The organism is Parafrankia sp. EUN1f, from assembly GCF_000177675.1.
Lineage (GTDB): Bacteria > Actinomycetota > Actinomycetes > Frankiales > Frankiaceae > Parafrankia.
In genome coordinates this window covers 1-14536 of the sequence record NZ_ADGX01000109.1, presented here as the reverse complement: position 1 = coordinate 14536, position 14536 = coordinate 1, and the positions used below count along the sequence as shown (strand labels likewise).

Annotated in this window: 11 protein-coding genes and 1 pseudogene; 4 read left to right on the top strand and 8 right to left on the bottom strand. The window is 70.6% G+C overall.

Annotated features, from left to right (window positions below; genetic code table 11):
* Window positions 1-2: 2 nt before the first annotated feature.
* The 4 genes from FREUN1FDRAFT_RS26655 to FREUN1FDRAFT_RS26640 all read right to left on the bottom strand — a co-directional run bounded on the left by FREUN1FDRAFT_RS26655 (window position 3) and on the right by FREUN1FDRAFT_RS26640 (window position 4875).
* Complete coding sequence (locus FREUN1FDRAFT_RS26655) at window positions 3-746, bottom strand: ABC transporter ATP-binding protein (RefSeq protein ID WP_006543380.1); 744 nt, start codon at window positions 744-746, stop codon at window positions 3-5.
* 439 nt (window positions 747-1185) lie between these two features.
* Window positions 1186-3396, bottom strand: coding sequence for an ATP-binding protein (locus tag FREUN1FDRAFT_RS26650; RefSeq protein ID WP_006543379.1), 2211 nt, complete (start codon window positions 3394-3396; stop codon window positions 1186-1188).
* 42 nt (window positions 3397-3438) lie between these two features.
* On the bottom strand, window positions 3439-4065 hold the full coding sequence (locus FREUN1FDRAFT_RS26645; protein ID WP_006543378.1) for a TetR/AcrR family transcriptional regulator: 627 nt from the start codon (window positions 4063-4065) through the stop codon (window positions 3439-3441).
* Window positions 4066-4302: 237 nt separating this feature from the next.
* Complete coding sequence (locus FREUN1FDRAFT_RS26640) at window positions 4303-4875, bottom strand: DUF1990 domain-containing protein (protein ID WP_157475388.1); 573 nt, start codon at window positions 4873-4875, stop codon at window positions 4303-4305.
* Between the two features lie 245 nt (window positions 4876-5120).
* On the opposite strand from FREUN1FDRAFT_RS26640, the gene FREUN1FDRAFT_RS26635 reads away from it, so the two are divergent.
* The gene (locus FREUN1FDRAFT_RS26635; RefSeq protein WP_006543376.1) at window positions 5121-6695 is read left to right on the top strand and encodes an MFS transporter; all 1575 of its coding nucleotides are present in this window, start codon (window positions 5121-5123) and stop codon (window positions 6693-6695) included.
* A 100-nt stretch (window positions 6696-6795) separates the two neighbouring features.
* Window positions 6796-7539 (top strand): TetR/AcrR family transcriptional regulator, encoded by a 744-nt coding sequence (locus FREUN1FDRAFT_RS26630; RefSeq protein ID WP_006543375.1) that lies wholly within the window; start codon window positions 6796-6798, stop codon window positions 7537-7539.
* A 514-nt stretch (window positions 7540-8053) separates the two neighbouring features.
* Here FREUN1FDRAFT_RS26630 and FREUN1FDRAFT_RS47520 read toward each other — a convergent pair.
* Both FREUN1FDRAFT_RS47520 and FREUN1FDRAFT_RS47515 read right to left on the bottom strand, forming a co-directional pair.
* The gene (locus tag FREUN1FDRAFT_RS47520) at window positions 8054-8920 is read right to left on the bottom strand and encodes an MFS transporter (RefSeq protein WP_006543374.1); all 867 of its coding nucleotides are present in this window, start codon (window positions 8918-8920) and stop codon (window positions 8054-8056) included.
* A gap of 139 nt (window positions 8921-9059) precedes the next feature.
* Window positions 9060-9422, bottom strand: a pseudogene (locus tag FREUN1FDRAFT_RS47515) (MFS transporter); the annotation flags it as partial.
* A gap of 269 nt (window positions 9423-9691) precedes the next feature.
* On the opposite strand from FREUN1FDRAFT_RS47515, the gene FREUN1FDRAFT_RS26620 reads away from it, so the two are divergent.
* Complete coding sequence (locus FREUN1FDRAFT_RS26620) at window positions 9692-10279, top strand: TetR family transcriptional regulator (RefSeq protein WP_006543372.1); 588 nt, start codon at window positions 9692-9694, stop codon at window positions 10277-10279.
* A 16-nt stretch (window positions 10280-10295) separates the two neighbouring features.
* On the opposite strand, the gene FREUN1FDRAFT_RS26615 is transcribed toward FREUN1FDRAFT_RS26620, so the two are convergent.
* Window positions 10296-10757 carry a MarR family winged helix-turn-helix transcriptional regulator gene (locus FREUN1FDRAFT_RS26615; protein WP_006543371.1) on the bottom strand — a complete coding sequence of 154 codons (462 nt, stop codon included), beginning with the start codon at window positions 10755-10757 and terminating at the stop codon, window positions 10296-10298.
* Between the two features lie 128 nt (window positions 10758-10885).
* Here FREUN1FDRAFT_RS26615 and FREUN1FDRAFT_RS26610 point away from each other — a divergent pair, with 128 nt between their 5' ends.
* A complete protein-coding gene (locus FREUN1FDRAFT_RS26610) occupies window positions 10886-12943 on the top strand; it encodes a DHA2 family efflux MFS transporter permease subunit (RefSeq protein WP_085948909.1) in 2058 nt (685 codons plus the stop codon).
* Window positions 12944-13765: 822 nt separating this feature from the next.
* Here FREUN1FDRAFT_RS26610 and FREUN1FDRAFT_RS26605 read toward each other — a convergent pair.
* The coding region (locus tag FREUN1FDRAFT_RS26605; protein ID WP_006543368.1) for an MFS transporter at window positions 13766-14536 on the bottom strand (771 nt) is incomplete at its 5' end.

Here is a 14536-nt window from a genome sequence, read left to right as displayed (position 1 = left end):
CATCAGGCCACCCACTCGTCAAGACGGGCCAGCTGGCCGGCGACCGCCGTGGCGGTGGGGTGTTCCATGCGGCCCGCGACCCGCCCGTCGACCAGGAAGATGACCGAGTCAGCGTAGGCCGCGGCGACCGGGTCGTGGGTGACCATGACGACGGTCTGGCCCAGCTCGTCGACACAGCCGCGGAGCAGTTCGAGCAGCGAGGCGGCGGACGCCGAGTCGAGCGCGCCGGTCGGCTCGTCGGCGAGGACCACCGCCGGGTCGGTGACCAGCGCCCGGGCGACGGCGACCCGCTGGCGCTGCCCGCCGGACAGTGCGGCCGGCAGGTGGCCGGCCCGCTCGCCGAGGCCGACCCGCTCCAGCAGGGCTCGGACGTGGCCCCGGTCCGGCCGGCGGCCCGCGAGGCGCAGTGGCAGGCCGACGTTCTGCGTCGCGCTCAGGTAGGGCATCAGATGGAAGTCCTGGAAGACGAAGCCGATCCGCTCGCGGCGCAGCAGGGTACGACGTTCCTCATCCCAGTCGGTGATGTCCGCGCCGTCGATCACCACCCGGCCGGACGTCGGTGGCTCCAGTCCGGCGGCACAGGCCAGGAAGGTGGACTTGCCCGAGCCGGACGGGCCCATGACGGCGGTGAACGTGCCGCGCGCGAACGCGGCGGAAACACCGGAAAGCGCGGCGACGCTCCCGGTTCCCGACCCGTAGGTCCGGGCGAGGTCGTGTACTTCGAGAACGGGGCTGTACCTGGTCAACGGAACGCTCCGGAGGCGGGAAAGGGGCTGGAAAGTGCACCTCAAACGCTAGAAACCGCACCCGGACCGGTCGATGGGTGTAAGGGGCCTCTTCATGGTGGGGCTGTCCCCACCATGAGGTCTCTGGTTGGGCCGGCCACGGCTGCGGGCCGAGCCACCAAGAACTGGCGTTTCTTACCGGACAGGGCCTGAGGCTTTTCGTCGCCAGCGAGCCCGTCGCGGAATCCCAAGCCTCGGGCTGCCGTTGCCGCCACTACTCCGAGCAAGAAGTGAAGATTTTGGCTGCTGCGACAACCGAAATCCTCACTTCTTGCGGATTATCAAGAGACTCCATGTTCAGTTTTGTCCAGAACCAGAACGGCCGGAATCCGCAACTTTTCGAGCCTCCGTTCCAAGCCTCCGTTCCAAGCCTCCACCTCGAGCCGCCGCCGGTTCCCGTTCAGAGCTCCGCGGGCAGGTCGTCGGCGTGGACGACCGTCAGCGAGGTCACCGCGCGGGTCAGCAGGACGTAGAGGCGGCGAAGCCCGTTCGTCCGTCCAGGTTCACCGGCGACTACGGCGGCCGGCTCGGCGAGGATCACGTGGTCGAACTCCAGCCCCTTCGCCAGCGAGGCGGGCACCAGAGCGAACCGGCCGGGCGCGGTGTCCTCCCGCAGCTCGATGAAGGGCAGGCCCGCGTCACGCAGCGCCGGGCCGATGGCGGCCAGCTGGCGGTCGGCGACCAGCACCGCGGTGGAGCCCTCGTTGCGCAGCACGACGCGCGCCTGCGCGGTGACCTCCGCTACCAGCCGGTCCGGCGCGGCCCGGACCACGGTCAGCGCACCCGGAACGTGGCGGACCGACGTCGCGGGCGGAACGTGCGGCGCGATGCTCGGCAGCAGCCGGTTGGCGTAGCCGAGGATCTCGGCGGGCACCCGGTGGCTGCGGTCCAGCACCTCGACATGAGTGGCCGGTTTGCCCAGGTGGGTCAGCAGGTCCTGCCAGCTGCCGGCGGCCCAGGCGCTGGTGCCCTGCGCCAGGTCACCCAGGACGGTCAGCGATCCCTGCGCGCACCTGCGCCCGATCGCCCGGCACTGCATCGCCGACAGGTCCTGGGCCTCGTCAACGATCACATGGCCGAAGCCGGGCACCCGCTCGATCAGATGTCGCGCCTCGTCGCCGCAGTAGGCGTCCGCGATCGACCGGCCGCGGGACCGGTGGCCGACGAGCAGAGCCTGCTCCGCTTCCGTCAGCACACCCCCGGCCGCCGCGGCGAGGAACTCCGGGTCGGTGAACAGGCGCCGGATCAGCTTCGCCCCGTCGGCCTTCGGCCAGATCGCCTCGACCGCCGCGCGAACCGGGCGGCTGCGGGCCAGTGCCTCGATGCCGGCGTCGGTGATGTGTGCCCCGGCCAGCTCCGCCCGGCGCGCGGCCGCCGCGCCGATCCGCCGGGCCAGCATCGCCCGGCCCGCGCCGTACCCGTACGAGCCGGACCGCAGCGCGGTGAGCATGGACGTCACCTCCTGCTCGGCGACGGTCCAGCGGCCCTCCCGCGTGACAATGGTGACCGGCCCGGTGGGTGCCTGGATGGCACCGTGCAGCGCACGCCGGATCACAGTGGCCATCCGCGCGTCACCTTTGAGGACGGCGACATCCTCCGGTTCGGCGGCACCGCTGCCACGCGCAGCCGATGCGGCCGGTGCGGCTGGTGCGGACGGCGTGTCGAGCAGGTCGAGGATGCTGCGCTGCTCGACGGTGAACTCGCCCAGCGCCGGCAGCACCGAGGCGATGTAGCCGAGGAAGGCGCGGTTCGGGCCGACGACCAGCACCCCGGAACGCGCCAGCCGCTCACGGTAGGTGTACAGCAGATAGGCGGCGCGGTGCAGCCCGACCGCGGTCTTCCCCGTTCCGGGCGCGCCCTGCACGCAGATGCTGAGCTCGAGCCCCGCGCGGACGATCTCGTCCTGCTCCGGCTGGATCGTCGCGACGATGTCCCTCATCGGGCCGGACCGCGGCCGCTGGATCTCCTGCTCGAGCAGGCTCGTCGCGGCGGTCGCGGCGTTCTCGTCGTCGCTGGTGGCGGCACCGGGTCCGAAGGCCTCGTCCTCGAACGCGGTCAGCTCGCCGTCGACGAACCCGAACCTGCGCCGGACCCGCAGGCCCATCGGGTCGGCACGGTGCGCCCGGTAGAAGGGCCGCGCGACGTCGGCCCGCCAGTCGACCACCAGCGGGTCGTCACCCGCCTCCTCCCGGACGAGCCGGCGGCCCAGGTATACCGGCACGGCCGGCACCTCGGCCAGTGCCACCGCCGGCGCCGGTACTGATGCCGGTACTGATGCCGGTGCCGGCTCCAAAGCCGCGGCCGAGTCGAAAGCCGAACCCGAGGCCGAAGCCGAGACCGGGTGGTCCTGCCGGTAGTCGAGGCGCCCGAAGAACAGCGGTATCGAATCGTCGCGCGGGCCGAGTGCCGCGAGCCGCCGTTCCCGATCGATCCGCAGATACGCGTTCGTCACCTTGTCCGCCACCGGGTCGCCGGCGGCGACGGCAGTGTTCCGCACCTGTTCGAACATTCCACGCAGCGCGAGCAGCGCGCGACGCAGATAGGCCTGCTCCGCACACAGCTCATCGCCTCGCGCGACGTCCTCGATCGGCCCGGTCCTCTGCGCGTGCAACAGCACTCCCCTATCTGGCGTCCGGTGGCCTGGCTGGCGGTTTCACGCGAATTCGACGAGCCCGTTCCGCAGCGCCTGAAAAGCCAGGCGCGCGGCGGCGAGCGCGTCGGAATGGACCGCCGGGACGGGCCGGGGCAGGCAGAGCTGGCGCCAGTTCTCCCGGGCGAGCACCCGGCACACGGCGAGAACCTGGCAGGCGGCCAGTCGCGCGGCCAGGTCACCGGCCGCCGGTACCGCCTCGGCCAGCGCCACGGCGAGCGCATCCTCGTCCCGGGCTGTGTACTGGGCGACCCGCCCGGCCAGGCTCGGTGTGTCGAAGACCATCCCGTGGAAGGCGAGGACCGCGGGGTCGCCGTTCAGGCCGGTCACGGGATCGCGCCGCGCCAGACCGGCGACGAAGTGGTTCTCCAGGGCCTGCAACGGCGACTCGCCCGCGGGCCGGGCCCGCACCACCCGACCGGCCTCGCCCGCGTGATCGACGAGACGGTGCAGGACGAGGTCCTCCTTGGTGGGGAAGTAGGCGAACAGCGTCGGTTTGGAGACCTCCGCCGCGGCCGCCACCTCGGCGACGGACACGTTGTCGAACCCACGCTCCAGGAACAGGGCGATGGCGGCCTCGGACAGCGCGTCGTGGGTGCGCCGCTTCTTGCGCTCCCGCAGCCCTGTCATCCGCCCCGCCCTGTCATCCGCCCCCGCCCGCCCCGATCTCGATCAGCCCGCAGTCAGCCACACCCCCGGCCCGCCATCACGATCTTTACCGAGTAAAGTATTTGCCCTGGATGGTATCTGAACCGAGGCAGGACAGGCCGCAGCAGTGGCGCAGACGGCACCGCCGGGCACCTGGCCAGGTGCGGTCGCGGGTGCCCTCGCCGTCGCCGTCACGGACGCGGACGCGAGCCCCGGCCCCTACCCCTTCGGGTCACCGTCCGCCACGAGCCGACGCACGGCCTGGATGTACCGCTGGGTCACCACGTCCTGGACCCTGCGGCCGACCGGCGCGCCCAGCCTGGACAGCAGCCCGTCCGGACGACTGAACGACGTGATGGTTAGCCAGACCGCACCGGCGTCCCACTCGACGACGAAGGACTCCTCACCGCTCTCGGGGTGGCCGGGCAGCGTCCCGTAGGCGAAACCGCGCCGGTCTGGCTCGTCGAGCACCCAGACGACGCGGCAGGGCGCGGCGATGCCGACCGGCCCCGGCCCGGCACACATCAGCACCGTCACACCGGTCTCCACCAGCGGCCGGGTGGCGGCGAGCCGCAGGCCGGCGCCGCGCTGCATGGACCAGTCCAGCAGCGCGGCGGACGCCCGGTCGAAAACCGTCCGCCCCGTTCCGATCTGTATGCGATGCATCACATGGTGATAACCGTCAGGCAGCGGACCCGTCGTCGCGCCCCGTTCGGGATAGGTCAGCTCGAGGTTCCGGCAGCGATGAACATCACGTTCGAGCGATGACGGAGAGCTTCGCTGTAGTCGCAAATCAGGCCCCTACATAGTTCAAATATGGACAATTCGGACGGTTGGCCGCGGAGTGAACTCCATCGCAGCCCGGCCGATCCACACCCATCACCTCACAGAGTTCACGCAAAGGGCCCGCCTCCGCCCAGCAGCGGCGTTCTTGACAGCGACCGGAATCTCGATTCCACTTCTGCCTGGGCGCCGTGCTGCCAGCCGGCGAGGAGCTACACCAATCGATCTTCGTGGCGGCAGTCGAGAGGGCGCGGATGAAGGCGGGCACGGCGAGCAGCACGAGCAGCGCAGGCAGGTCAGGCAGGTCAGGCAGCGCAGGCAGCGCGAGCAGCGCAGGCAGGTCAGGCAGGTCAGGCAGCGCAGGCAGCGCAGGCAGCGCAGGCAGCGCGAGCAGCTACCAGCTGACCTACGGCGTGGTCATCGCGGGGACGGCGGCGTTCGCGCTGCTGCAGTCCCTGGTGGGCCCGGTCCTGCCAACGATCCAGCGCGAGCTGCACACCGACCAGAGCACGGTCACCTGGGTGATGACCGCCTATCTGCTCGCCGCCTCCATCGCCACACCGATCCTCGGCCGCATCGGCGACATGGCGGGCAAGAAGAAGATCTTCGTTCTCGCCCTGCTGCTTCTGGCGCTCGGCGCACTGGTGTCGGCGCTGGCCCCCAACATCGGCGTCATGATCGTCGGCCGGGCGATCCAGGGCTGCGGTGGCGCGATCCTGCCCCTGTCGTTCGGGATCCTGCGCGACGAGCTGCCCCCGGAGAAGGTCGGCACCGCGGTCGGCGTGGTGGCCGCCCTGACCGCGGTGGGCGCCGGCGCCGGCCTCGTCCTCGCCGGCCCGATCGAGGACGCGTTCGGCTACCACTGGCTGTTCTGGGCGCCGATGGCTGTCGTGCTGCTCGCGGCGGCCGCGGCGGCGAGGTTCATCCCGGAGTCGCGCAACCGCACGCCCGGGCGGGTCAGCTGGCTCGGCGGGGTCCTGCTGGCCGGCTGGCTCGTGTCGCTGCTGCTCGGCGTCAGCGAGGGCCGTGCCTGGGGCTGGACGTCGGGGCGCGTCCTGGGCCTGTTCGGGGCTGCCGTTGTGCTTCTGCTGCTCTGGCTGGTCGCGGAGAGCCGGGCCAAGGAGCCGCTGATCGATCTGCGGATGATGCAGCAGCGCCCGGTCTGGACCGCGAACCTCGTCGCGCTGCTGTTCGGCATGGGCCTCTACGGGGCGATGGCGTTCCTGCCGGCCTTCCTCCAGACACCGACCAGCGCCGGCTACGGCCTGGGCGCGAGCGTCACCGAGTCGGGCCTGTACTGCCTGCCGATGACCCTGGCGATGTTCGTGGTGAGCATGTTCAGCGCCCGGGTGGCGGCGAGCATCGGCTCGCGGGCCGCGGTGGTTCTGGGTTCGCTGGTCAGCGTGGCACCGATGATCATGTTCGGCTACCTCAACGACTACGTCTGGGAGATCCTGTTCGCGTCCACGATGTTCGGCGGGGGCATGGGCCTGGTCTTCGCCGCGCTGGCGAACATCATCGTCGAGTCCGTGCCGCCCACCCAGACCGGTGTGGCGAGCGGCATGAACGCCAACATCCGGACCATCGGCGGCTCGCTCGGCTCGGCCGTGATCGCCCTGCTGGTCGCCAGCGGCACGACCGCGGGCAGCCGGCCGAAGGCCAGCGGCTACAGCCACGGCTTCCTGTTCCTGGCCGCCGCGAGCGTCGTCGCGGCGGCGGTCGCGTTGCTCATTCCACGTTTCAGGAACGAAACTGTCGTGTTGGAACTCTCGGGCCGGCAGGAGCACGCGGAATCCGCGCTCGTCGCCGGGGCTGAACTGGTCGACTGACCACGTCGACCGGTCTGGGTGCCGGCTCGGCTCCCAGACCGGCGCCGGTCGCCGCCCGCTCTCCCACTCGCCCGGGAGCCGCCGACCGGGAGAGGACGTCATGAGCAGGATGCCCGCGCCGCCATCCATACCGGCGTCCGTACCTGGGTCAACCCTGGCCGCACCGCCAGGGCCGGCTCCGGCGGCCGCCTCGGGAACCGACACAGGCGCGAGCGCAGACGCGGGCACGGGCACGGGCACGGGCACGGGCACGGAAGCCCCGGCAACGCCCCGCCTGCGCCAGGACGCCGCCCGCAACCGGGACCGGATCATCACCGCGGCCTGCGAGGTCTTCGCCGAGCGTGGGATCGACGCCAACGTCGAGGAGATCGCTCGCCGGGCCGGTGTCGGGGTCGGCACGCTCTACCGGCGGTTCCCCACCAAGGAGCACCTGCTCGCGCAGCTCGCCGAGGATCTGCTGCGCGCACTGCTGGACGACGCCCGGGCGGAGCTCGGCGCCACCGACGGCGCTGGCCTGGAACGGACGCTGCGCCGCTGCGCCGCCGTCCAGGTGAGCAAACGCGGATACATGATGAAGATCTACGAAGCGGCTCAGCCGGACGAGCCGCGCATGGCCTTTCGCGAGGCGCTGGCGGAGCTGCTCGTCGAGGCCCAGCAGGCCGGCACGATACGACCGGACGTCACCATCACGGACATCGTGATGCTCATGTGGTCTCTACGCGGCGTGGTGGACATGTCCGCCCCGGCCGGCCTCAGCGCCGTCGAGCGTTACCTCGACCTGCTCCTGGCCGGGCTGCGCCCGGGGGCCGCCCCGCTCGCGCATCCACCCGTACCGAATCTCTGAGGACAAGCTCACCCGCCTCTGTCACCTTGCTGGCGCAGACCGGGAGGGCGTCCAGTCACGATCCGGGACACCAGTGACGACGACCAGAAACACGACGACCAGAAACGCGGCCGCTACTCCCGGGAAAAAGTTGAGGATTTTGGCCGCTGGAGAGCGCGTCGCAGAATTCCGAGAAGTCGCCGATCCGGGGCCACCGATATTGACCTGGCGGTCCGTGCCCACCCGCCGCACGGCGACCCGCCGGGGATCCCGCGCCGCCGCACAGCGCCAGCATCAACACCAATAGAAAAAATGGGACGCGGAGCCGCTTGGCAATCCGCAAGAAGTGTGGATTTCGGTTGCTTCAGCAGCCAAAATCCATACTTCTTACTCTGAAGCAACAGCGGCAGCGGAAACCCGACGCTCGGGATTCCGCGACGGGCTCTGGAACGACCAGAATCCTCAACTCTTCGAGCCGAACCCATGCCCGCGGAGCCGGTGGCCGGGCAACCACCGCTGCGATCGCCCGGCTGTGTCAGGCCGCGAACGCGGGGACGGCCTCGCCGGGCCGACCGCTCGTCCGGATCAGTGGTGCGGCCAGCGCGCCGATCAGCGCGACGGTCGCCCCCACCAGCAGCGCGACATGCAGGCCGGACATGAAGGCGGCGTGCGCGCCCGCGGCCACCGCGTCGGCGACCTGCCCGGAGGCCCCGGTCGACGTCGGCACGAGACCCTGGACGACCTCCTCCGTCCCCTGCGCGGCCCGGGCGGCGATCTCGGGCGGCGCGCCGGCGTTCACCGTCTTGTCGAACAGAACGCCCTCGACCCTGGCGGCCAGCACGGAACCCAGTACCGACGTCCCGATCGCGCCACCGAGCTGCATGGCCGTGCTCTGCAGACCACCCGCGACCCCGGAAAGCTCCAGCGGGGCGTTCCCGACGATGGCCTCGGCCGAGGCGACCGACACGAAGGCGATTCCTACCCCGATCGCGAGCAGCGACGGCCACAGCCGCAGGTAGGACGTGTGCGTGCCGAGCGTCGTCATCCAGAACAGGGCCAGCGACAGCGCGAACATCCCGACGCCGATCGGCACCCGCGGGCCGAACCGGGTGGTCAGGCTGGCCGCCACCGGGCTGCCGACCATGAAGACCGCGGTCAGCGGAAGCAGCCTGAGACCGGTGTCGACAGCGGAGTATCCGTGCACGTTCTGCAGATAGAGCGTGAGGAAGAACAGCACACCGAACATGGCGAAGAAGTTCACCAGCACCAGGATGCTGCCGAGGGTGACCGACCTGTCCCGGAAAAGCGACATGGGCAGCAACGGCTGCGCCACTCGCAGCTCGACCAGCACGAACAGCACCAGCAGGGCAAGCGCACCCCCGAGGAAGCCGAGCGTGTTCACGCTCCCTGACCACCGCCAGGCCGACGACGAGGGCGACGGCCCCGACCGGAATGTTGAGGTAGAACACGGACTCCCAGGAGACGTTCTCGACGAGGAGGCCGCCGATGATCGGGCCGGCCGCGATCGAGATCGCGGAGCTCGCCCCCCAGATCCCGATGGCCGAGTTGAGCTTCTCGGCCGGGAAGACCGAACGCAGCAGCGCCAGCGTGTTCGGCATCAGCAGCGCACCGAACACACCCTGCAGCGCACGCCACACGATGACCTCGCCGATGCTGCCGGACAGGCCGACGAGCAGCGACGTCACCGCGAACCCGGCGATGCCGACGAGGAAGACCTTCTTCCGACCGAACCGGTCACCGAGCTTGCCACCGACGATCAGAAGCACCGCGAGCGCGAGCAGATAGGCGTTCGTGACCCACTGCAGGCTCTGCAGGCTGGCGTCGAGATCGCGGGCGATGAACGGGTTCGCGATCGACACCACGGTGCCGTCGAGACCCACCATGATCACACCAAGAGCGACACTTACCAGTGTCAGCCACGGGTTCGCCCGCAGCCTCTCCAGCCGGCCACCGCCGCCGGCCTGCACGCCCGCGCTTTTCCACACCCCGTCGGGCCGGTGCGCAGCGGTCGTGGACGGTGGTGAAGTCATTCGGGGTCTCCGCTCAGATCAGGGGGTGCTACCAGCCTCACACCCCGCAAGCGAAGTGGCAACCGTGTGCCATTTAACATTCCGATGCCAGGATTGGTACCATCGCGGCCGGGGAGGCGGTCATGGGTCTTCGGGAGACGAAGAAGGAACGGACGCGCGAGGCACTCGCGGCGGCCGCGATGGCGCTGTTCACCGAGCGCGGCTACGAGGCGACCACCGTCGAGGACATCGCGGCCGCGGCCGAGGTGTCACCACGCACCTTCTTTCGCTACTACCCGGCGAAGGAGGACGTGGTCAGCGAGATCTTCCACTCCGGCGGCTTCGACGGCATCGTCGACGCCCGCCCTCCGGACGAACCCGTCGTCGCCACGCTGCGTTCGGCGACCTTCACGGTGCTGCAGTCGTGCGCCGACAGCCCCGCCCCCGCGCTCGCCGTCCTGCGCATGGTGACCAGCCGGCCAGAGCTGAGCACGCGGCTGTCCGATGCCCAACGGGCGCGAACCGCCGCGCTGACCGCCTCGGTCATCGCCCGGCTGGGGCCCGACCACGACCCGCTCGCCGCCCGCCTGATCACCAGCTGGACGCTCGCCACCCTCGACGCCGTCCTGCTCCACTGGGAGACCTCGGACGGGCGGCTCGACCTGCTCGAGATCGGCAAGCGGGCCTTCGACCAGCTGGAACCGGCACTGCACTGCGTGCTCGGAACCTAGCCGCGGGCTCGGATGCTCAGGCTGTGGGCCTCGGGCGCATCACATCCGGGATGTCCAGCTCGGCGTCGAGGACGCGCAGCAACAGCGCGAGCAGCTGCTGCTGCTCGGCCGCGGAGAGCACGTCGAAGGACTGCGGCGGAACCGTCATCAGCTCCCTGACCCGCTCGACGACCTTGCGCCCATCCTCGGTGATCGCGACCGTCTTGGCACGCCGGTCGGTCGGATGCGGTTCGCGCCGCGCGACGCCGCGGCGCTCGAGTGCGTCCACCATGCTGGTGATGTAGGACGGGTCCAGCTGGAAGGAGCTGACCAGCTCCCGCATGGGCCGCGGCCCCCCGCACAGCAGGAGCAGCACCTTCAGCGCACCCGGCGGGAGATCGACCTCCTGACAGACCCGGTGCAGCTGCCGCTGCCCCTCACCCGCCATGATCAGCACCTGGATGGCAAGCCAGGCTTCCTGCCCGGCCGAATGGATCACACCTCGACACTACCTCGCCCAACCCCGATCACGAACAGTTTTTGTTGGCCGCAATCAATGTTTGACGTTACTCAACGATCGGCGGATGCTGGGCGACGACAGGGCCACCGGACGCACCGGCGGCCGCGATGCAACACGATCAGGGAGCCCGTGTGCCCGATCAACCAGATGGAACCGACCAGGCCGCCGGGGCTGCGACCAGGTCGACCACCGTGCCGGCGGCCGACGCCGGCACCGAGATCGACCCGGCGCTGCGCCGTCTCGCACTCACGGTCACGCTCGGCGCGATCATGGTCATCCTCGACACGACGATCGTCGCCGTCGCGATCGACCGCCTCGCACAGGACTTCGACACCTCCCTGTCGACGATCTCCTGGGTCACCACCGGCTACCTGCTGGCACTGGCCATCGTCATCCCGGCGACCGGCTGGGCGGTGGAGCGCTTCGGCGCGACCCGGATGTGGAACATCTCGCTGACGTTGTTCCTGCTGGGCAGCGCCCTGTGCGGATTCGCCTGGTCGGCGGGCAGCCTGATCGCCTTCCGCGTCCTGCAGGGCCTCGGCGGCGGAATGATCATGCCGATCTGCATGACGCTGCTGGCCACGGCCGCCGGGCCGCAGCGGATGAACCGAATCATGAACGTCATCGGGATCCCGACCCTGATCGCCCCGGTGCTCGGCCCGGTCCTCGGTGGCCTCCTCGTCGACCATCTCGACTGGCGCTGGATCTTCTTCGTGAACCTGCCGGTCGGCGCGGTCGCGCTGATCGCCTCGTGGCGGGTGCTGCCGCGCGACGACCGTGGGCAGGCACACCACCGGCTCGACGTTCCCGGCCTGCTGTTGATCTCCCCCGGTCTGGCGGGCCTCGTCTACGGCCTGTCGCAGGCCGGCTCCGACGGCGGTTTCGGCTCCGCGCAGGTCGTGATCAGCAGCTCGGTCGGCGTTGTGCTGCTGATCGTGTTCGTCGTGTACGCCCTGCGGCGCGGCGACGCCCTGCTGGACCTGCGGCTGTTCCGCGACCGCACGTTCACTCTCGCCAGCGTCACCACGTTCACGGTCGGCGCCGCCCTGTACGGCGGCATGTTCCTGCTGCCGCTGTACTACCAGGTCGCTCGCGGTCAGGGTGCGCTCGAGGCAGGCCTGTCGATGATCCCGCAGGGCCTCGGCGCGATGGTCGGCATGCTGGTCGCCGGGCGGGTCGTCGACCGAGTCGGCCCCGGCTGGGTCATCCCCGTCGGCATGGCCGTCTGCGCCGCCGGCACAGTCGCCTACACCCAGGTCGACGCCCACACCAACCAGGTCGTGCTCATGGCCTTCCTCTTCGTGCGCGGGCTGGGCTTCGGCGCCTCGATGATGCCGGCGATGAGCGCGGCCTACCAGACCCTCGCCCCCGCAGCGGTGCCGCGGGCCACCACGACCCTGAACATCCTGCAGCGGGTCGGCGGCTCGCTGGCGACGGCGCTGGTCGCCGTCCAGCTGCAGCACGCCATCTCCAACCGTGTCCCGGCGGCGGGCGGCGCCACGCTCGAGGGCGCCGCGCAGGTGGAGCTGCCCCCGGCGATCGCCGACAAGATCGGCGCCGCTTTCGGCGAGACGTTCTGGTGGATCGTCGGCCTCACGGTGATCGGCCTGCTCTCCGGGCTCTTCCTGCCCCGCCACGCCGCGGCTCACATCACCTCGGCCCCTGCCGAGCCGCCCGCCGTGCCGACGCAGAAGGCGGCAACGGACGAGGCTGCCGCATCGCCGGCTGCCGCCACCTCCGAACCGGAACCCGAGGCCACATCCGAGGCCGAGCCCAAGGCCGCACCCGAGGTCGGGGCGACGTCCGAGGTCGAGACGACGTCCGAGACGGAGGTAGAGCCCGCACCCGAGGCCGCACCCGAAGTCGACGCCACACCCGAGGCCGACGCCACTCCCGCGCCCGAGGCCACGCCCGACGCCGCGTCCGAAGCTGAGGCCACACCCGAGGTCGAGGTTGCGTCCGAAGTCGAAGTTGCGTCCGAAGTCGAAGTTGCGTCTGAAGTCGAGGTTGCGTCCGAAGTCGAGGTTGCGTCCGAAGTCGAGGTTGCGTCCGAGCCCGAGGCCGAGGCCGAGGTCACGTCCAGGGCTGAGACCGAGCCCGTGCTCGCGTCCGTGCTCGCGTCCACGTCCGAGGCCGAGGCGACGGCTGCCAAGTCCGCTTCCTGATCGACCCGGAGCTCCGTCGTGGCCGGAAACTGCCACGACGGAGCTCCTCCGCTGGAGCAGCGGTCCAGCACCGCACGCGCGATTTCGTAGCCCCACACCAAGGACAATTCGGGCCAAAGACGCCAGGATTAGATTTGCCCGGAGTCAATCGCACTCCTGGCCGGACGACTACCAGGCTCGCCATGAGGAGGAACGAGTCGCACGCGGCGGCCTACGCAGGCCGTGGCCGGCCGTTCCTGCCGTTCGGGAATTCTTCTCCTCATTCCAATGGCGTGTTTTCCGGCCAGTCCGCACCCTGAGCGGACCGGCACCAGAACGGACGACGCCCGGGGCTCGTTGCCGGCATCTCCTGCCCCCGGCGATGCCAACGATTCCCGGGCGTCGTCATCAGCTTCCCGCACAACGATTCCCGGGCGTCGTCATCAGCTTCCCGCACATTGCACCGCACCAAGGGCGCCCGCCGACCCCACCCACCCCGCAACCACAACTCAGAAGGTCTGAGATTCTCGTCACCCCCGAGCCTGCCGAGAAACGGGGTCGAATCAGGATCGACAGTCGATCATTCGGGTGAGGTCCGCACTCCGCGAACGCGGCTGGGCCCCCTGAACGCGACGGCCCGGTTTGACGAGGCCCAAAAATGAAGGATTCTGGTTGTTTCGACGACCAGAATCCTCCCTTTTTGCGGATTGCCAGATGGCCCTACGCCCGTTTTGCGGCCCTTATCCCTTCGGCCAGCAATCCTCAGATCTTGCCCAGCGGCAGCCGGGAGCCGGGAGCCGGGAGCCGGGAGCCGGGAGCCGGGATTGTCTACACGCTCCCGCGTCAGGCGTGGTTCGCCTCCGGCGCCGGGGCGTCGTCGTCGCGTGACCGTGGGCTGGGTACAGCAGCCTCGCGCTGGGCGGCGGCGATCGCCGCTGTCGCGTCGTAACGCGCCAGCGCCGGCACCGCGGCGGAAGCCAGGAGCACACCGCCGATGCAGGCCAGGCCCCCGCTGACGACGGAGAACGTCGGGGAGACCAGCGCGGCGGCGGTGCCCGCCTCCAGGTCGCCGATGCGGGGGCCACCGCTGACGACGACGAGGAAGACACCCTGTAGCCGCCCACGCATGGCGTCCGGGGTGGCGACGTTGAGGATCGCGTTGCGGAACACGGCGCTGACCAGGTCGGCCATGCCGGCGACCGCCAGCAGCCCGACCGCGGCGACGACGTTGTGAACGAGCCCGAACACGGCGATCGCCCCGCCCCAGACCACGATCGCCACCACCACCGCCAGCCCCTGGCGGCGGACCCGCCCGAGCGGGCCGGACAGCGCGGCTCCGAGCAGCGACCCGGCGGCGACGGAGGAGTACAGCAGGCCCGCGGTGGCGCTCCCGCCGCCGAACTGGGTGCTGGCCAGCTCGGGGAACAGCGCGCGCGGCATCCCGAAGACCATGGCGATGATGTCGACGACGAACGTCATCATCACCACCGGCTGGCCGCGCAGGAACCGCAGTCCCTCACCGACACTGGCTACCCGCCGGCCGCCCGCCGGCAGCGCGGGTGCGGGTGCGGGTGCGGCCCCGGACGCGGACGGGCCCGCGGACGGCGGGCCCGC

Bases quoted from the DNA above. Each gene is read 5' to 3' on its own strand.
- FREUN1FDRAFT_RS26645 (WP_006543378.1), bottom strand. From the start codon at position 4,065: ATGACAGGGCTGCGGGAGCGCAAGAAGCGGCGCACCCACGACGCGCTG.
- FREUN1FDRAFT_RS26635 (WP_006543376.1), top strand. From the start codon at position 5,121: ATGAAGGCGGGCACGGCGAGCAGCACGAGCAGCGCAGGCAGGTCAGGC.
- FREUN1FDRAFT_RS26630 (WP_006543375.1), top strand. From the start codon at position 6,796: ATGAGCAGGATGCCCGCGCCGCCATCCATACCGGCGTCCGTACCTGGG.
- FREUN1FDRAFT_RS26620 (WP_006543372.1), top strand. From the start codon at position 9,692: ATGGGTCTTCGGGAGACGAAGAAGGAACGGACGCGCGAGGCACTCGCG.
- FREUN1FDRAFT_RS26610 (WP_085948909.1), top strand. From the start codon at position 10,886: ATGCAACACGATCAGGGAGCCCGTGTGCCCGATCAACCAGATGGAACC.